Here is an 18,648-nt window from a genome sequence, read left to right on the forward strand (position 1 = left end):
AGCCGTGGGATAGGCATACTGCAATGGAGCAACCAACGAGCGGGAAGGCGACGGAAGCCAGTCCCGCGCAGATCTCCATAGAGGCACGGGTCAGCGACCTGGTGCGGATCGGCATCATTGGGCTGTTTGCCTATTGGAGCCTGCAGCTGATTGCGCCGTTCGCGCTGATCGTCATCTGGTCCTCGATCCTTGCGGTGGCGCTCTTTCCAATGTTCGACGCGCTGTCCAGGCTGCTGGGAAATCGGCCAGCGCTTTCAGCCACCGTTGTCGTCATGGCATGCCTTATGCTCATCATCGCACCATTGACGCTTGTCGCTGTCAATTTTGCCGATGCAGTCCAGGCACTCGTCGGTCAGTTGAAGACCAACAGCTTCGCGCTGCCCGCAGCGCCGGAAGCGATACGTAGTTGGCCTGTGGTCGGCGAGCGCCTTTACGCCGGCTGGAACCAGGTCGCAAGCAACCTCGCTGCAGCGATCATGAAATTCCAGGCACCGCTTCGCGAGGTCATGGGCGTCATCATCGCCAAGCTTGCATCGATCGGAGGCGGCGTATTGAGCTTCGTCGCGTCAGTCATTCTTTCCGGAATCTTCCTCACCATGTCTCCCCGTCTCGCGGCAACCATCCAGGTATTGGCAGACCGCATCGGCGGAGAGAGGGGTGTCGGCTTTGCGCGGCTGGCGGGATCAACGGTTCGCAACGTCTCGCGCGGCGTCATCGGCGTGGCCTTTCTTCAGACGCTCCTTTGCGGTCTGTGTTTCGCTTTCTTCGGCATTCCGGCACGCGGAGCCCTCACTTTCCTTGTGTTTGTCCTCTGCTTGATGCAGCTGGGCCCCGGCCTTGTTCTTGTCCCGGTCGTCGTCTGGGCATGGTTCTCTTGGCCGACATCGATGGCATTTGCCTTTACTGTCGCGGCGATCCCGATCACGCTCGCGGACAATGTGTTGAAGCCGATCTTGATGTCCCGAGGGCTATCGACCCCGATGCCCGTGATCCTCATCGGTGTCATCGGCGGAACCCTCTCGCATGGCCTGCTCGGCCTGTTTCTGGGACCCATCGTCCTCAGCGTCTTTTACGAGCTGCTGCGAGCCTGGGCTTGGCCCTCCGCGTCGGCCGAGCGAATGGCGGCCACCCTGCCGCTCGACGACAAGGACAAGAAAGTGAAAGGCGTCGAGCCATGCTGATCTTGAGAGGAGTTCGACATCATGCATTTCGCGTCAGCCATCACGAAGCGCTCTCACAATGTCGCAGCCTCTGGCAATGAAGGCTACCGCAGCATGTCGGGAACGCGCCTGCCTCCCAAATCCCTCATTACAATACACCCTCACTTCCTGCTCCATGTCACGGCAGAGCCGCTCGCACTCGACAATCCGCGGCTCATCAACGGGGCCGCACGGAAGTTCAAGCGCAGAGACCGCCAGATCATACGATTCGAAAAGATCGCCCAATGTCTCGCTTGCCGGAGGTAGCGGGGAAGTGACGAATCTCGGGAACCTTCAGCATCAGTTGCTTGCGCCCGCGCTCTCGGATCATCGATTGCCTCAGGCCTGCAATCGTATTTCGGAATTTCAAGGGGCGCGCTTTTCCGACGCGAAACCGCTCAATGCAGCTATAACGATGACTTGCCTCCGCCTTGTGCTGGTCGGCATTGCAATCGCTCCTGGGGGTTAGGTATGGAACATCGCGCCCAGCCATCGCCCGCAACGGAAACCACGACGCCATCGGACTGGGGATTTCCCCTGCGACTGCATCTTAGCGTCATCATTGTCGGGCTATTGGCCTGCACGGCGCTGCCACTCGTGTGGATGGCCTATACCCAAGGCAAGGTGACTGCCCTTTCTGCCGGCGAAGCCCAGATGCGGCAGCTCGGTTTGCGCACCATCGAGGACTACCGCAATGTCTTTAGCGGCGGCTATGCCGCGATCGAGATGACCTCCGCGGTCCCACAAATGCTTACGCCGCCTCCCCAGGACCTGCTGGCGAAGCACAATCTCCTGCTGCGGCTACTGAAGTCATCTTTCCGCATCGACGGAATCTATGCCGGTTATGCGGATGGGACTTACGTACAAGCCATCAGCATTGGCACAAATCCCGCCTGGCGCGACACCATGAACACCCCTTCCGGAGCCGCATTCGCCGTTCGCACGATCACCAAGGTCATCGGCATTCCAGTGACGACATGGACTTTCTTCGATAAGGACGCTCGCCCTCTCGCTCGGCGTGCCGACCGCGACGATGTCTTCGATCCACGCTTTCGGCCTTGGTACAAAGCTGCGCTCTCCGAGGGTCGGACGACCTCGGTCGGCCCCTACATCTCAGCCGCGACCAACTACCTCACCCTGACGTTCGCTACGCCCGCCGTCGGGCAGGATCGAGTCGTGATCGGCGCCGATGTGATGCTTGTGAGCCTGGGGGAGGTTGTCGATATCGGCACGGTCTCGAAACAGGCGCATGGCTATGTGTTCGACAACACGGGCCGTCTGATCGTACACTCCGACCCGGCAGTCATGACGAAACTGCGCGATCGCATCCGCCGTGGGATGGTGCTGTCGGCCGCAGACGCGGTAGACGCAGATCCCGCCATTCCAGCGGTCACCACCTTGGCACAAGACAGTCGCGTGCCCGATGGCGAGGTCGTCCGTTTTGGGGTGAATGGCCGCGAGTACCTCGCTCAAAGCTTCCATGCGGAAATCGCCGGTTTGCTGAAAGACTATACGGTCATCATCGCCGCACCACTCGACGAGCTCATCGGGCCTGTCGAGCGCACGCTGAGGCGTAACCTTGCCGCCGCCGCTGCCTTCTTGGCAGCAGGCGCGATTGCCGCGATCATCATCTCCCGATTGATCAGCCGGTCGCTCTATGCATTGGCCGACGAGGCAAGGCAATTGGGCAATCTGGAATTCAAGCAGAGCCGCGTCTCACGCTCCTGGATATCCGAAGTCAACGCGCTCGCGAAGGCGCTGGGCTCGGCCCGCGATGCCATCCGGACGTTCTCGCTCTACGTGCCGCGCGAGCTCGTGCGCAGGATCGTCATCGCCGGCCAGTCCGCCATAGGCTCTGCCTCCAGGCAGGAGATCACCGTTCTCTTTACCGACATCCGCGAGTTCACGACCATTTCCGAGCGGCATTCGCCCGAAGAGGTCGTCGCCCTGCTCTCCACCTATTTCGAAACCCTCAACACGATCGTCGAGCGCCACGGCGGCACCATCGTCCAATACATCGGAGACTCCATTTTTGCGATGTGGAACGCACCCGTTCACGACGAGCGACATGTCGAAAACGCCTGCCGCTGTGCCTTGTCGGTGAAGGCGGCCGTCGACGCGATGAATGCGGCTAACAATGCCGCCGGTCGCCCCGTACTCATCACCCGCTTCGGCCTTCACACCGGCGCGGCCGTTGTCGGGAGCGTCGGCGCCGAGACCCGCCGCCAGTATACCGCCATCGGAGATACGGTAAACATCGCCTCGCGGCTAGAGGGCCTGAACCGTGACTATGGAACTTCGATCCTGGTCAGTAGCGCGATCCGCGACGCGGTTGAAGAGAGCTTCAATTTCAGATCCGTCGGAACCGTTAGCGTCAGAGGTCGAACAGGGCAGACGGAGCTCTACGAGCTTCGGGGGTGACATGCCTCTATTGCCCGTCGAAGCCCTGTGTCGGAGGCAACGGCAAATCCCGGAATCCGCTTCGACTTCCTCGGGAACACGACGACATGCGCGCCTTTTTGGAGCTGCCCCGATGGCAAGGACGTCGCCGCGATGGCGTCCGATCAGTCGCTGAGTGCTGTTGTGCCTAAGAAGCCCCACTTGCGCGGGCTGTTTGTTGGTTTCGGGGGCCGGATTTGAATGGTCTCATCCACCGGCCTAGTCCTGATTGGCAGCCACCGGCAATGTGCCTTCGTCCGGAACACGGGCTTCGGTCTGCCGGGCGGCAGAGACGAGGCGGCGCTGTGCGCGGATCGCGTTCCATTGTTGGTCGATCAGGACGCCAATGAGGATCACGCCACCCATGACGGCGAAATTCAGCGAGGAGGGGATGCCAAGCAGATTCACGAGGTTCTGCAACTCCTGGAGCAGGACCGTTCCGAGCACGACGCCAACGATCGATCCCTCGCCGCCGCGGAGCGAAAAGCCGCCGAGTACGGCAGCGGCAATCGCGTAGAGTTCATAGAACTGGCCGTGGCTCGCCGGCGAGATCGAGCGGGTGTACATGGCGAAATAGATCGCCGAAAGCGCCGTAAGCAGTCCGCAGATGACATAGGCCGACATCACCATCCGGCCGGTGCGGATACCGGAATAGCGGGCCGCCTCCTCGTTCTTGCCGATCGCGTAAAGATAACGCCCAAAGACAGAGCGATGCAGCACCACCCACATGACCACGGAAATGATGACGAGCGCAATGAAGGTGTTGGGAACGCCGTAGAACCGTCCGGCGGTCAGAAATTCTAGGTCTGGGAAATTTTGGCCGAACGCAAAACCCGCCGTCCCGTCGGCCGTATAGAAGCGCGCCGCCCCGCGATAGATAAGGAGGCCGCAGAGGGTGACGACGAAGGGTTGCAGGTTCAGCCGGGTGATCAGCCAGCCGTGAATGGCACCTATGGCCGCGCCGAGCGCTAGAATGAGTGGTAGCGCCAGCATCCATGACATATCCTGGACCGCGACGAAATCGACAAACAGCACGCCAAGAAGCGCTACGAGCGAGCCCACGGAAAGTTCGATACCGCCTGTAATGATGACGTAGGCCTGGCCGATCGACAGGATGCCGAACAGGCCGATCAGGTTGGCGGTATTCGCCAGGTTGATTGGCAGCAGAAAGCGCGGATTGATGATGGCGACGACGATGCCGACGACGACGATCAAAAGCAGCAGTCCAAGATCTTTTTTGATCATTCGAGATCCATCCCCCGATACCCCAATTATATTGCCGCTGCGGTTATTTTACGCCTTTGCCGACAGCAAGCAAAAGGACGCTTTCCTGACTGAATTCGTCCTCATCGAGAATGCCGGCGATTTGGCCCTCATGCATGACGGCAATGCGGTCAGAAACGCCGATCACCTCTTCCATGTCGCTGGAGATCATCAAGATCGCGACACCGGCATCGGCAAGCGCCCGCATCAAGCCGTAGATCTCGTTCTTCGCGCCGATATCGATGCCGCGTGTCGGCTCGTCGAAAATCATCACCTTCGGGCTCATCGACAACCATTTGGCAAGCACCACCTTCTGCTGGTTGCCGCCGGACAGAGTGCCGGTTCGCGTCGAAACGGAGGGCGTCTTGATGCCGAGGCGAACGCGCTGCTTTTCGGCCGCCGCCGTCTCCCGCTCGGCGGAAAGCATGAAGCGGGTGGCGAGCATGGGGAGATCGGCAAGGGTTATGTTCTGGGTGATCGGGAAATCAAGAAGAATGCCGTTGCGCTTGCGATCCTCCGGCACCAGGAAAATGCCGCGAGCAACGGCGTCCCGCGCGGAACGGAGCACGATTTCCTGTCGGTCCTGCAGGACGGCTCCGCCGTAACTCCGGTCGATGCCGAAGAGTACCCTTGCGAGCTCGGTGCGGCCCGACCCGACGAGGCCCGCAAGCCCCATGATTTCTCCATACCTGATTTCAAGATCAACGGGGCGGCCGGGATAGGCCGCGGTGCGCACGCCACTTGCCTTCAGCGCAACTGAGCCGGGCAAGCGCTGCGGCTTTGCAGTACGGGCCGCAAGCACCCGGCCGATCATCAGCTTGACCATCTGGTCGTGGCCGATGTCCTTCTTGGCGAGCGTGCCCACAAGCGCGCCGTCGCGGAGTACTACGACCCGGTCGGCTACGCGCTCAACCTCGTGGAGGCGATGCGAGATGAAAATAACACTGATGCCATCCGCCTTCAGCAATTTGATGATGCTGAGCAGCCGCTCGGTTTCCGCCAGCGGAAGGCTGGAAGTGGGTTCGTCAAAGATTACGAGCCTCGCGTTGATGGACAGCGCCTTGGCGATTTCCACCATCTGCTGCTCGGCAAGCGAAAGCGACGCCACGGGTGTGTCGGCGGAAAAATGCGCGCCCACGCGCTTCAAGAGCGGCTTCACCATGTCCCTTAGTCGATCGCGATCGACAAGCTTAAAAGGTCCCGCCTTCAGCGGTTCGCGCCCTAGGAAGATATTGGCGGCGACGTCGAGATTCTCAAAGAGATTGAGTTCCTGATGCACGAAGGCGATGCCGGACAAGATGCTCGATTCCACAGTGAGGAAACGACGCTCTGCGCCGTCGAGCAGGATCTTGCCCCGATCGGGTGCGATCACGCCGCCGAGAATCTTCATCAGCGTCGATTTTCCAGCCCCATTTTCGCCGACAAGGCCGATGACCTCGCCTGGCACGATGTCCATTGAGAGACCCTCGAGTGCAACGACGCCTGGATAGGTCTTGCCAACTCCGGAAAGCGAAAGGAACGGCGTTGAGGGCGCGTCCGGTGACGGAATGTCGGAGCTATGATTCATCGCCTGTCCATGACTGCTACTGTCGGCGTGATCCTTTCGCGGCAGCGGCGAGTGCCGCCGCCGCGAAGGCGGGTTATTTTCCGGCCATCGCCTTCAGGTTGGCGGCGTACTTGTCAACGTCATCCTTGCCGATGATCACCGTGGGGATAATGATCAAGCCGTTGGCGGGAACGCCGGACTTGTCCCCCTTGAGGTAGGCGGCCATCAGTTTCATGCCCTGATAAGCCCATTCGAACGGCTGCTGTACAACGGTCGCGGCGATCGTGCCTTCCTTGACGCCGCCGAGCGTGATCGGGTCGTCATCAAAGCCGACGACGGTGATCTGGCCGAGTTTGCCTGCGTCGCGCAGCGCCTCATAGATGCGCGGCGTGTTGTAGGAGTAGAAGCCGACCATGCAGGTCAGGTCGGGGCTGGCTACCAGCGCGTCCTCGACGTTCTTCTTGGCACGGGTCTGGTCGATGTCGTCACCGCGAACATCGACAAGCTCGATCTTGGTGCCTTTGAGCCCCTCCTTCATGCCTTCGATGCGTTCGCGGGCGTTATCGGCGCCCAGCAGACCGACGAAGCCCATGCACTTGCCGCCGTCAGGCATCGCCTTCTTGGCGATTTCGGCGGCCTGCTTGCCGGCGTCGACGTTCGAAGAACCGATATAGGCGACGCGGTTGGTCTTCGGCGCGTCGCTGTCGGTGGTGAAGAGAGCCGTCTGCGAGCCGATCTTGTTGAGGCCGTCCGTCTGAGTCTTGGGATCGACGGCGGAAACCATGATCCCCTTGACGCCGGCGCTGACGAGATCTTCCATGAGACGCTGCTGAATGGCGACGGCCGCCTGCTCAGGATACTTCAGCTCCATGGTGTAGTCCGGCATTTCGCCCTGCGCCTTCTTCACCCCCGCCTCGGCGGCTTTCCAGAAGTCGGACGCCCCGTTGACGACGAATGCGAGCGTCGGCTTGTCGGCAGCATGGGATGCAGCCATCGGTGCCGCACTCAGCATCAACCCGGCGAAGAACAGGGCTGCATTTTTGCGTTTCAGCTGTTTCATAATACACCTCCCTAGGGCCGCAGTTGCGAGGGCCCGTTCGCGACTTACGGCCGGCCGGATGCGCGCCCCCTCCAAGGGCCCGTCGCGAAGTGACGTATGGCATAGGTGCCGATCGCTCCCCGACGGTATACCAGAATCTTAATTAGTAAATAGTATTATGAATGCAGATCAAAACATGTTGCTAGGTAAATCCGCCCACGGCGGCACAAGTGCAAAGGCTTCGCCCGCGGGAGGATTCATTTGGATTTAGTTACAGAGACCTAATCATACCTAGACTTTTAGTTGCAAGCCTTAGCCGGAAAGAGGAATTGATTTTCCGCTTCGCGCCAGAGGCGGGCAAAGGCATTGTTCTCCAGGTAATGCTGGTCGAAGTCTTAGATCGCCATCGCCTTTGCCGATGCCGTAAGGCGATCCTTATCCGGGGAAATCGTCGTCGTTCTCGTCTGCATAAGACTTCCGCTGCAGGAGCGCCTCGGCCTCAGGCGACGTCGGGCTGAACAATTTGCTGATCTCGGCAGCAAGCTGGGACTGCGTGTAAGGGCTTGCCGAGCCGAGGCAGGTTTATACCTGCACCGGGGGGGGAAGTTCTGCATAGCCCGACGCGACAAGGATAGGCAAATCCGGCACCAGGTTTCGCGCCGCCTGCCCTAGTTCCGCCCCGTTCATTCCAGGCATCGAATAGTCGGTGATCATCAGGTCAAAGACGTTGCCTGCCTCCAACAGAGCCAAGGCAGCCGCTCCCGAATTTGCCTCGGTTACAACGTGGCCAAGGTCTTCCAGCATGTCGACGGAACTCACGGCGATCCGAACGGATCCACGAGCACCTTGCACTGGGTGGTGCGCTTGCGCAGGGCTTCGAAAGCGTCGGGCAGTTCCATGAGTGAGACGGTATCGGAAATCAGGTTCTGCGGCGCGTAGCGCCCCGAATCCAGCGCATCGATGGCCGTTGCGAATTCATGCATGTTGAAGAACACCGACATGATGACAGTGACCTCCTTCGAAATCGCCCGGAAGCTGTCCAGATGGTCGCGTACAGTGCAAAGCCCCAGCACGACGACCTTGCCGCGAGGACGGACGAGGCCGATGCAATGATCGACGAGACCCGGCTTGCCGACACATTCGAAGGCAATGTCCGGCGGGCCGCCGAGCGCCAGTTCAACATTGGCAGCCTGATCAGGATCGGCGGTGACAAAGGCGCTGGCACCAAGTTCCATCGCACGCGCTTCCTGGTGGCGATGAATGTCGGTGACGGCCACACTTCCCGCCCCAAGCCTGCGTGCCCAGAAGGCAACGGCAAGCCCGATGGCGCCGGCACCGACGATCAACACGCGATCACCCTGCCCCATGCCGGCTCGCATCAGCCCGTGCAGGGCCACCGAGAGCGGCTCGGCCAGCGCGCCGTCAGCAGCGGAAATGCCCCACGGCAGCTTGCGGCACTGACGGCCGGCAACCGCGGAATATTGTGCGTAACCGCCGCCGATCAGCTCCATTTCCTGACACCAGGCCGGTTCGCCTTTGAGGCAGCTCGGGCATCGACCGCAACCGCGATTGGGCGCGACCGTCACCTGGTCGCCGACCCTGAAGGCTCCTGCCTTCGAACCGACCTCGATCACCTCGCCGGAAAACTCGTGGCCGAGAATATCGCCGGCCGCGACGCCGAAGACGGGATCCTCGGTCATATGGAGGTCTGAACCGCAAATGCCGCAGCGGCAGACCTTGAGCAGAAGATAATCCGTCTTCGGCTTCGGGTCTTCCGCATCCATGATCTTGAGCGGTGCTCCGAGCCGGTCGAAAAGTGCGGCCTTCATGATGTTATGTCCCCTTGTCGCTGGATTGCCGGATCAGTTTGCGCCCGACCGGAAACCATGGCGCGTCGAAGAACCGGCAATAGAGCCCCCAGATGCCGCTCCGGGCGTAGAGCGCCATGAACAGGGTGAGCATGCCGAGGACGACCATATAGACCGCGCCATATTGGCTGAAATAACGGTCAGCGAAGAAGTAGATCAGTGCTCCGATGATCGGCCCCTCGATTGAGCCGATACCCCCAACCATGACGATGAAGATGCAAATCGAGGCCCAGTTCGGATCATAGCCGGATGACGGCGTGATCCTGAGCTGCGCCATATAGTAGATTGCGCCGGCAAGCCCCGTGCCGACGGCGGCGGCGACAAAGATCAGGAAGCGCAGGCGCTTGACGTTGACGCCTTGACTCTCGGCGGCCACAGGGTTGTCGCGCATGGCGGTGAGTGCCAGCCCGTGGCGCGAACGAAGCAGCCAATAGCTGCCGCCCACGGTCACCAGCAGCATGATCACGCACAGTGTCACGACCGCCACCTCGCGCTCGTGCAGGCTATATTTGGCGAGCACGCGAAGTGTGAGACCCGCCCCGGCATTGACGTAGTCGAGATTGCTGGTGAGCAACCGCAAGGCTTCGGCCACCACCCAGGTCCCGATCGAAAAGTACGGGCCATCCAGCCGGTGCAGCAAGCCATAGGTCGGCACCGCGAGCAGAGCCGGAAGGATCAGGCAGAGCCCAACGGCAAGGAACGGGTTGATGCCAAAATTCGAGGCCAGAACGAACATGAAATAGGCCGAGGCGCCGATGAAGGCCTGCTGGCCGACCGACACCAAACCGGCATAGCCGGCGAGTAGGTTCCACATCTGGGCAATCGCGATCAGGCAGGAAAGTTCGATCGCCCAGCGGATGCTGCCCGAGCCGGCCCACCACGGCATGGCCAGCATGGCGACGAGGATGAGGAGGGCGATCGTCTGGGCAACCCGGCTAGACGTCGTATGCCGCTTAACGCGCGCCGAAGCAAAGACCCTTGCCGTCGGCTCGTCCGTCGCGCTCTCGAGGATCGTGTGGTTCATGACGGGTTACCTCTTCGAAATCAGGCCTTGCGGCCGGGTCGCGAGCACGAGCAGGAAAACCAGATGGCCGGCCAGAATTCCCCAGCCGGGATCGAGGCGGAAACCCACTGCCTGGGAAATACCGAGCACCATCGATCCCAGGAAGGCGCCCCAGATCGAACCCATGCCGCCGATGATGACAGCCTCGAAGGCGTAGATCAGCTGCGCTGGACCGTCGGGGGCGAAACGGTGGAGCGCAGCGACTGGAAGACGGCGGCAAAACCGAGGATCCCGACGGCAAGCGCCGTCGCCAAAGCATAGACCTTGCGCGGATTGACACCGGTGATCGCCGCGGCCTCGGTATCGGCGGCGGATGCGCGCAACGCTCGGCCGAACCGGGTATAGCGCAGCATCAGGTCGATGCCGCCGGTGAGAAGCGTGGCGACCAGCAACACGATCAGGGGCAGGACGCCGAGATAAAGCCCGGCGATATTGACCGACGCCGCCTCGATGCCCCCGCCCGGCAGCGAGCGCGTATCGGCCGACCAGATCTGCAGCATCAGGTTCTGAAGCGCGATGGACAGGCCGAACGTCGCAATCAGTGACGGCAGGGGATCGTCGCCGAGCACGCGATTGAGAACTAGGCGCTGCAGCAGCCAGCCCATCGCCGCGGCCATGGGGATCAGCAGGATCATCAAGGTGAATGGCCCGAAACCGAGAACCGCGGCAAGCGAGATACCGATCAGCGCGAGCAGGATGACCAGATCGCCATGCGCGATATTGACGATGCGCATCACGCCGAACATGAGCGCCATGCCGAGCGCATATTGGGCATACATGCCGCCCAGCAGGATTCCCTGGATGACCGCATCAAGCCACTGCATGGTCTGCTCCGAAATAGGCCCGCGCAATATCTTCCCGCGCGACATCGGCGGAGTTTCCCGAAAGCGTGATCCTGCCCTCGAGGATGCAATAGAGCCTGTTCGACGCCGCCAGAGCGCGCGACACGTCCTGTTCGACCAGGATCACCGCGGTTCCCGCCTTGGTGATGGCGGGCATCGAGTCATAGATCTCGCCAATCACCTTCGGGGCCAGCCCGAGCGATATCTCGTCGCAGAGCAGCACCTTCGGCTGGCTGAGCAGCGCGCGGCCAATGGCCACCATCTGCTGCTGGCCGCCCGACATCTTTTCCACCAGCCGCTTGCGCATCGATGCGAGTGCCGGAAAGAGATCGAAGACGCGCTGCATGGTCCAGATTGCGGCGCCGTTCTTGCGGCCGTGATCGACCGCGACCAGGAGATTGTCCTCCACCGTCATCCCGGCAAAAAGCCGGCGACCCTCGGGCACCATGGCAAAGCCGTTCTGGACCATTTGATACGGCGCACTGCCACCGACCGGAACGCCGGCATGGCGGATCATCTCCCGGTTGCTCGGCAACAGCCCCATGACCGCCTTCAGCAAGGTCGATTTGCCGGCACCGTTGGCGCCGATGAGCGCGACCACCTCGCCGGGCATGATTTCGAAATCGACCGAAAAGAGCGCCTGGAAATCGCCGTATCCGGCGCAGAGCCCGTGTGTCGACAGGATCGGTGGCTCAGTCGTCATGCTTCGATTCCCATATAGACGCGGCGGACATTGGGATCGGCGATAACGGCCTGCGGCGTGCCCTCTGCGATCTTCTCCCCGAAATTCAGCACCATCATCCGATCCGCCGCAGCCATGATCGCGTTCAGCACGTGCTCGATCCAGACAACCGTGACATTGCGCCGTCGAACCTTCTTCACCAGATCGACCAGCACATGCGATTCATGCTCGGTCAGGCCGCCGGCAATTTCGTCGAGCAGCCGCAGCTTCGGATCGCTCGCCATGGCACGCGCCATTTCCAGCCGCTTGCGGTCGAGCAGCGTCAGCGAGCCGGCGGTCTTGTTGGCCTTGTCGGCCAGCCCGCAATCCTCGAGGATCTGGGCGCAATGGTCGTTGGCACTTCTTTCCGAGCGGGATGCGCCGAACATCGCCGCCACCATGAGGTTCTCAAACGTGGTCATGCCGCCATAGGGCTTCGGAATCTGGTAGGTCCTGCCGATGCCACGCTTGCACCGCTTGTAGGGCGGCTCATGCTGCAAGACGGCACCGGCGAACAGAAGTTCGCCGGCATCCAGTTTCAGATCGCCACTGATCAGGTTGAAGAGCGTTGTCTTGCCCGCGCCATTCGGCCCCAAAAGGCCCAGGACCTCATTGGTGTGCACCTCGAAACCGACATCGTGGATGACACGAATGGCGCCGAAGGACTTGGACAGGCCCTCTGCCTTGAGGAGCACTTGATCATGCATGGCGATGCCGTTTTCTCGATTAGGACCAGTTGAGCAGCGACAGCTGCTGCTCCGGCGCGATCAGCTTAGAGACTGCGTTGTCGACGATCTTGAGGTCATAGGGATATTTCGCACCCTTCACCCACTGGCCGCCGAAGATCGGCGTCTTGCAGATGTTCGGATGGGGACCATCGCCGAACTTGATCGGCCCGACAAGCGTATTGAGGTTGGTGGCCTTGGCGGCATCGCGTATCGCCGCGCGGTCACGCGGATCTTCGGCGCGCTTGAGCGTGTCCACCACCACTTCCCAGAGCGCATGGGCATAGCCGAGCGGCTGGATCCATTGCTTGTTCTGCGAGCTTTCCCACTCGCCGGCGATATCGGCGCTGTTCTGGCCGGTCAGCGAGGACTTGAAGGTGAAAGCCGGCGTCCACCAGACTTCCGTCGACATGCCTTCGCCGAGCGGGCCCATGGCGGCGATACCCGACGGGAAAAGCAGTGCGGCGGCCACAGTGACCACCTTCGGCTTGTAGTTCTGCTGGCTGCACTGGGTGATGAAGGTCTTGAGGTCGGACGGATAGGTGATGCCGCCGACGATGTCGCATTCCTGTGCCTTGTACTCGGCGATCTGAGCCGAAAAGTCATTGGTGCGCGGCTGGAACATCGACGGGATCACAGTCGTAAAACCTTCCTTCTGCACCGTCGGCGGCAGGCCGTAATCGTTGTTACCCCAGGTTTCGCCGTCGGCATTGCGCGGGAACAGCATGCCCACCTTCTTGTTGGTCTCGACCGACTTCCAGAGGCCGACAAATGTGGCCAGCGCATCCTCGAGGCCCCAGAAGAAGTGGTAGTTCCACTCGAAGGGCTTTTCGGCACCGCCACGCGGCATGACGAAGGCCTGCCAGGGTGCTGCCGTCGAAATCGACGGGCAGCCATAGAGTTCGGCCTGGTCCGCCACCGGACTGTTGATGTCGGTGGTCGAGGCCGGAATGATCAGATGAACCTCATCGTTGAGGATCAGGTTGCCGGCGATTTCGGCCGCCTTGTTGGGATTGGACTGGGCATCGTGGGGAATGATCTCGATATTGTATTTCTTCCCCTTGTTCTCGATGCCGCCGGCCAGGAGCGCACGCATCTTGTCGAGCGTATAGCTGTCAGCCTCGCCGAAGGGTGCCAGCGGTCCCGTCATCGGCGAGACGAAGCCGATCTTGATTGTGTCGGTCGTGTCCGCGCGCAGGACATGGGGCATGGCGAGCGTGGCTGCGGCGGCACCCATTGACTTGAGAGCCGTGCGGCGACTGATACTGCTTTTCAGGAATTCGATGCTGCTCATTGTGTTCTCCTCCTCTTGTTGTTGCTTCACACTGTGGCGCTGCCTCCCGCAGCCCGCGGCGTGAATTGAATGGCGTCCTCGGCGGGCCTGAGCACCAGGCCTCCGTCTATGACGATATGCGAACCCGTGACATAGGATGACGCGGGCGACGCGAGATAGAGCGCCAGACCCTTGATCTCCGAGACTTCGGCCACCCTGCCGAGGGCGGACCACATGCTGAACGCCTTGCGGTCCTCCTCGAACCGCATGCGGCCACCAGCAATGTTGGTGATGAAGGGACCGGGCGCGATGGCATTGACGAGAATGTTGTGGCGGCCGAGCTCCATCGCCGCCTGACGAACGAGATGGGCAACACCCGCCTTGGCCGGCATGTAGGGCGTGCCGACGATCCCGTCATTGTAGAGGGCGGCGATCGAGGACGTGGCGATGATCCGGCCGCCGCCGGTGCGCTTCATATGGCGGGCGGCGAGCTTGATCGTATTGTAGACACTCGTCAGATTGGTGGCGATCACCTTGTCCCAATGGCTGTCATTGAGATTGTCGATCTCGCCATCGGGATTGCGATCGCCGTCCGGGGTGAGGAAACCAGGGCCGGCATCGATGCCCGCATTGGCGAATACCACGTCGATCCTACCATGGCGTTCGGCCACCTGATCGAAAGCAATCGACAAGGCCGGGCGGTCGGTGACATCCACCTGCAAGCCCCAGACATCGGCATTGCCCCGCGAGAGTTCTCCGACCGTGCGGTCGAGCTCGTCCTGGTTCAGATCGAAAATGCAGACGCGTGCGCCGCCCTCGGCGAGCACTTCCGCATAGGCACGGCCGAGACCGGACGCACCACCCGTGACGATCGCTGACCGATCCGATACGTCGAACATTTCCTGAAGCGACATGCTTCCTCCCGATGGCTGCAATTCTGAAGGGATCTACGACGGATCAGATGAACATCTGTTCGTTGATCTTGAGGCCCTTCTCCTTGCAGTAGTTGGTGTAGTGGTCGATGAACCAGAACACGTCTGCGGTGAAGGTGAACTTGGCGTCGTCGTCGAAGAACTCGATGGGTCCGTTGATCCAGAACAGCGCCTTCATGCCGTTGGGATCGTCGGAGTAGAGCGTGTGCGCCGACCCCGGCAGTTCGTAGACGAAATCGCCCGGACGCGCGGTCCAGTCATACTCGTAGTAGCCCCACGAACCCTCGAGCGTGACCGCCGAGACGACGCCGCGATGCTTGTGCGTGCCGATCCGGCCGCCGCCCTTGACCCAGAGGATGTTGGCGACCGAATTGGTGCGCACGTCGAAACAGAGATGCTTGATCGCCGCGGAGTCGCCGAAAGGCACCCAGGGCGTCGAGGCATCGTCGCCGGGAATATGGGCACCGTCGCGGGCAAAACGGCGGATGGCTTCCTCGTAGGGCTCTTCTGGCAATTTCACGATTTTCGGTCGCTCGTTCATGGAAATCTCCTCCGAAAAATCTTCCATCCGACAACTGCATTGAAGCTTAGAGAGCGGCCGAAAATCTCGTCAAATTCATTCTTTCAGAGATTTCTCCGCATGGGTCATCGCCGATGGAGGTCATTGAAAAAAATCACGAAAATCAAATTTCAAAACGCCTCATATTGCGACGCCCACGAAGAATGTTGCGTTGCGGACTTTATGAAATGATAAATTCCACTTGCTCAAATCATAAACACGGTCATTGTAAATCACATCCGCGGAGGCATGGCGCGGACCGTCTCGGGAGGACGTATTTCATGAGATTGACCGTAAACCAGGAGTCCCTTCTTGATCGGGGTGGCAATCCGACGATCCGGGAATTCCTGAGCAAGCTCACATACAATCCCGTCGATGGAACGATCAAACTCAACGAGCGCCGTCTCATCATGCAGCGCGCCACCACGCGCGGCGCGCTGCGCGACGAACTGATCCGCCAGCATGGTCGGGACGACGCCTTTGTCATCCTCACCCGCCTCGGCTATCTGCCGGCCAGGAAGATGCCGAATTCATCCGGCAGGCATGGCCGGCGCTCGATCAGGGTGACGCATTTACCGCGGGCACCAGGCTCCACATGCTCAAGGGAGAGGCTCGCGTCGAGACGGTGCACAACGACTTCGACTTCAAGAAGGGCAAGTTCTCGGGCGAGTTCTTCTGGAACGACAGTGTGGAAGCGACCGAATATCTCGATCGCCACGGTATCGCCCATGAATCCATGTGCTGGACGCAGGTGGGCTATGCCGCCGGCTATGCTTCCTATTTTTTCGGCAAGCTGATCGTCTACAAGGAGGTCCAGTGCATCGCACGTGGCGACAAACGCTGTCGTGTGGTTGGCCGACCCGCAGAGGCATGGGAAAAGGACGACGACACGGTCCGGTTCTATCGCCGTCATATCCTCGCCGAAGGAAAGCCGTCCGCACTCCAGCCGCAGACGATGCGGACAACCACACTGCAGCAGGATGCGCCCAGTGGCCGCAGCCATGCCGAGGATCCGGTTGCGGCCATCCTTTTGGAGCCGGTGCGGCAGCGTCTTGACCGGATCGCCCAGTTGACAGACATCCCTGTCCTGATAACCGGCCCTTGCGGCAGTGGAAAATGCATGGCTGCACGCCATATCCACGACGCAACGCATGGCACCGCAGCGCCATTCGCGCGCTTCTCCTGTTCGGAGATCACCGACACCAACCTGCTCGACATGGTCGGTGACCAGCAGCGCCGGGGCCGCAAGCCGGCGCGGGGCGAGGAGGCCGCAACAACAATCGTCTTGGAAGATATCGAAAAGCTGGGCGCAGCAATCCAGCGCCAAATCGCTGGAATGCTTTCAGATGGAAGAACGGGAGCCGGCGACAGACTTCGTCCAAGACTTATCGCAACCTCGACACTCTCGCCCCATGAATTGGCAAGCCTGCCGCATCTCCGCAGGGATCTGTTCTACGCGTTCACGGCTCTGCCCGTTGCCATGCCTGCCCTTGCAAGCCGGCCCCGCGACATCGTCCGCCTGGCCCAGGCTATTATGCGGCGTTTGGCGCCAGCATACGGCAAAACCCCGCCCACGCTGGCAGAGGATGCGGCAGCATGGCTCGCCGCGCTTCCATTGCCGAACAACCTGTTCGAGCTTGAAGCACTGATGCGCGGCGCAGTCCTGACCGCGCACCAGAACCCCGTGACAGCATCGACGCTCGAAACCGCGGCGCATGGCTTAGGAATGCAGCCTCATTCCCCAGGCCCGAACGAAGCCCTGACGGCCGTCCTGGAGCAGGCGATCGAGCAAGGCGGCTTCGCCATCGACGATCTCAACCGGCAGATCTATCAGATGACGATCCGGCGCGCAGGAGGCAACGTGACACAAGCTGCCCGTATGCTCGGCCTCAGTCGGGCCCAGTTCGCCTATCGGCTCGGCCAGATCAGCAATGCAGGGAGCAGTTGAGATAGCTCTGGCCGCGGCCTTCGAACCGGCGAATGGGTTGAGTATAAGTCGCCACGCGCTTCCTTCGTAAGGGGCGCGCAACCCCGCATTGAAACAACCCATAGGCGAGCGCACTTTCTCAGCCCTAGAGAGGCTCCGGAACGCGGCATCGCCGGTGCTTCTCACGCTGGCGCCTGAATGTGTTCCGCAGGGAGCGATCGCGCGATTCTGCGGGATGGATGTGGTCGACTCACTTGGCCACACTGCTGCGAAATGACGCCCGGGTTCGGCTCGCAATCGCCGAGGGCGCGACGGCCGTAATCCATTTGTTCAATGCCATGACGCCAATGACGTCTCGCGCACCGGGTGTCGTGGGGGCTGCGCCTGACAGCGGCATCTGCTGTGGCGTCATCGCCGATGGCCATCACATCGGCGATACCGTACTGCGTCTCGCGATCCGCTCCGGTGCCCGCCGCGACCGTATTATGTTGGTCTCTGACGCCATGCCAACCTGGAACGGACCGGACCACTTTGACCTACACAACGAGACGATCCCACGTCATTGACGGCAGGTTGGTCAACCACCTGGGATCGCTGGCCGGTGCGCACATCGACATGGCCCACTCTGTCAAACGTCTCGTCGAGAATGTCGGAATGTCGGCGGAAGAGGCACTAAGTGCGGCAACCGGCGTGCCTGCAATTTGTTTCAGGTTGCCGGAGACTTGAGATGAATTGCCGACAACGTGCCCTGCCCTCGTCCCAGGTCACGTTACGCCATCGCGACGGTGGGGCCGAGTATCCAGCCCTCGCACCGGCGCACAGCGTCAACTGCGGGACCGCCTTCTACGCTCCGGCCATCGACCACATCGAGCATTCCCAGGAGACCAACGTATCCATCCGAGCAAGGCCGCGGGATTTTGATTTTCGCGCGTGGTAATGTCGGTTCATGGAGATCGATGAGGACAAAATCGACGATGCAGTTTTGGCGCTGTTATGGCTGACGCTGCATAATGAGCGTTGCGCCTGGAAAGGTTTCGACTGGGCAACGACGGATCGGCTTCACAAGAAGGGCATGATCGGCGACCCAGTCAACAAGTCGAAGTCATTGATCCTGACCGATGAAGGCTTGGAGCGTTCGGAAGCGTTGTTCCGGAAGCTGTTTACGCGGCCGCCGCAATAGCGGTTCCCTTTTGTGCCTTCCACTCCCAAGGCAGCAGTTCGTGCAGGCGGGAGACGGGAAGATCGGCGATGC

At 60.9% G+C, this 18,648-nt stretch carries 17 protein-coding genes and 2 pseudogenes; 6 read left to right on the plus strand and 13 right to left on the minus strand.

What is annotated here, in order from left to right:
* The first annotated feature begins 23 nt into the window (after positions 1–23).
* Both BSG20_RS12545 and BSG20_RS12555 read left to right on the plus strand, forming a co-directional pair.
* A complete protein-coding gene (locus tag BSG20_RS12545) occupies positions 24–1,181 on the plus strand; it encodes an AI-2E family transporter (protein ID WP_072375625.1) in 1,158 nt (385 codons plus the stop codon).
* 489 nt (positions 1,182–1,670) lie between these two features.
* Positions 1,671–3,620, plus strand: coding sequence for an adenylate/guanylate cyclase domain-containing protein (locus BSG20_RS12555; protein ID WP_083539907.1), 1,950 nt, complete (start codon positions 1,671–1,673; stop codon positions 3,618–3,620).
* A 237-nt stretch (positions 3,621–3,857) separates the two neighbouring features.
* On the opposite strand, the gene BSG20_RS12560 is transcribed toward BSG20_RS12555, so the two are convergent.
* The 13 genes and pseudogenes from BSG20_RS12560 to BSG20_RS12615 form a co-directional block, all read right to left on the minus strand.
* Positions 3,858–4,883 carry an ABC transporter permease gene (locus BSG20_RS12560; protein ID WP_072375631.1) on the minus strand — a complete coding sequence of 342 codons (1,026 nt, stop codon included), beginning with the start codon at positions 4,881–4,883 and terminating at the stop codon, positions 3,858–3,860.
* Between the two features lie 43 nt (positions 4,884–4,926).
* Positions 4,927–6,468: a sugar ABC transporter ATP-binding protein gene (locus tag BSG20_RS12565; RefSeq protein ID WP_072375633.1), complete on the minus strand. Its 1,542-nt coding sequence runs from the start codon at positions 6,466–6,468 to the stop codon at positions 4,927–4,929.
* Between the two features lie 73 nt (positions 6,469–6,541).
* Positions 6,542–7,507, minus strand: coding sequence for a sugar-binding protein (locus BSG20_RS12570; RefSeq protein WP_072375635.1), 966 nt, complete (start codon positions 7,505–7,507; stop codon positions 6,542–6,544).
* Positions 7,508–7,921: 414 nt separating this feature from the next.
* A pseudogene (locus tag BSG20_RS38815) lies at positions 7,922–8,311 on the minus strand (response regulator); the annotation flags it as partial.
* Complete coding sequence (locus tag BSG20_RS12580) at positions 8,302–9,315, minus strand: zinc-dependent alcohol dehydrogenase (protein ID WP_072375637.1); 1,014 nt, start codon at positions 9,313–9,315, stop codon at positions 8,302–8,304. The gene BSG20_RS12580 and the pseudogene BSG20_RS38815, both read right to left, overlap by 10 nt.
* A 4-nt stretch (positions 9,316–9,319) precedes the next feature.
* On the minus strand, positions 9,320–10,378 hold the full coding sequence (locus tag BSG20_RS12585) for a branched-chain amino acid ABC transporter permease (protein WP_083539908.1): 1,059 nt from the start codon (positions 10,376–10,378) through the stop codon (positions 9,320–9,322).
* Positions 10,379–10,384: 6 nt separating this feature from the next.
* Complete coding sequence (locus tag BSG20_RS37355; RefSeq protein WP_244541322.1) at positions 10,385–10,543, minus strand: hypothetical protein; 159 nt, start codon at positions 10,541–10,543, stop codon at positions 10,385–10,387.
* A 32-nt stretch (positions 10,544–10,575) separates the two neighbouring features.
* Complete coding sequence (locus BSG20_RS12590) at positions 10,576–11,241, minus strand: branched-chain amino acid ABC transporter permease (protein WP_244541323.1); 666 nt, start codon at positions 11,239–11,241, stop codon at positions 10,576–10,578.
* Positions 11,228–11,962 (minus strand): ABC transporter ATP-binding protein, encoded by a 735-nt coding sequence (locus BSG20_RS12595; protein WP_072375639.1) that lies wholly within the window; start codon positions 11,960–11,962, stop codon positions 11,228–11,230. Before BSG20_RS12595 ends, BSG20_RS12590 begins: the two co-directional genes overlap by 14 nt.
* On the minus strand, positions 11,959–12,687 hold the full coding sequence (locus tag BSG20_RS12600) for an ABC transporter ATP-binding protein (RefSeq protein ID WP_072375641.1): 729 nt from the start codon (positions 12,685–12,687) through the stop codon (positions 11,959–11,961). The genes BSG20_RS12595 and BSG20_RS12600 overlap by 4 nt, the downstream gene beginning before the upstream one ends.
* Positions 12,688–12,706: 19 nt before the next feature.
* Positions 12,707–13,999, minus strand: a complete 1,293-nt coding sequence (locus BSG20_RS12605; RefSeq protein ID WP_072375643.1) for an ABC transporter substrate-binding protein — start codon at positions 13,997–13,999, stop codon at positions 12,707–12,709.
* Between the two features lie 26 nt (positions 14,000–14,025).
* Complete coding sequence (locus BSG20_RS12610) at positions 14,026–14,892, minus strand: SDR family NAD(P)-dependent oxidoreductase (protein ID WP_072375645.1); 867 nt, start codon at positions 14,890–14,892, stop codon at positions 14,026–14,028.
* 43 nt (positions 14,893–14,935) lie between these two features.
* The gene (locus BSG20_RS12615) at positions 14,936–15,451 is read right to left on the minus strand and encodes a 2,4'-dihydroxyacetophenone dioxygenase family protein (RefSeq protein WP_083539911.1); all 516 of its coding nucleotides are present in this window, start codon (positions 15,449–15,451) and stop codon (positions 14,936–14,938) included.
* A gap of 206 nt (positions 15,452–15,657) precedes the next feature.
* Here BSG20_RS12615 and BSG20_RS38820 point away from each other — a divergent pair.
* The 4 genes and pseudogenes from BSG20_RS38820 to BSG20_RS12640 all read left to right on the plus strand — a co-directional run.
* Positions 15,658–15,915: pseudogene (locus tag BSG20_RS38820) on the plus strand (hypothetical protein); the annotation flags it as partial.
* Positions 15,831–17,417 (plus strand): sigma 54-interacting transcriptional regulator, encoded by a 1,587-nt coding sequence (locus tag BSG20_RS12625; RefSeq protein ID WP_280142186.1) that lies wholly within the window; start codon positions 15,831–15,833, stop codon positions 17,415–17,417. The pseudogene BSG20_RS38820 and the gene BSG20_RS12625, both read left to right, overlap by 85 nt.
* A gap of 233 nt (positions 17,418–17,650) precedes the next feature.
* On the plus strand, positions 17,651–17,962 hold the full coding sequence (locus BSG20_RS12630) for a hypothetical protein (protein ID WP_143147478.1): 312 nt from the start codon (positions 17,651–17,653) through the stop codon (positions 17,960–17,962).
* Between the two features lie 380 nt (positions 17,963–18,342).
* Positions 18,343–18,576: a DUF6429 family protein gene (locus tag BSG20_RS12640; protein ID WP_018327668.1), complete on the plus strand. Its 234-nt coding sequence runs from the start codon at positions 18,343–18,345 to the stop codon at positions 18,574–18,576.
* Positions 18,577–18,648 lie beyond the last annotated feature (72 nt).

The sequence above is a fragment of the Rhizobium tibeticum genome, assembly GCF_900110205.1.
Lineage (GTDB): Bacteria > Pseudomonadota > Alphaproteobacteria > Rhizobiales > Rhizobiaceae > Rhizobium > Rhizobium tibeticum.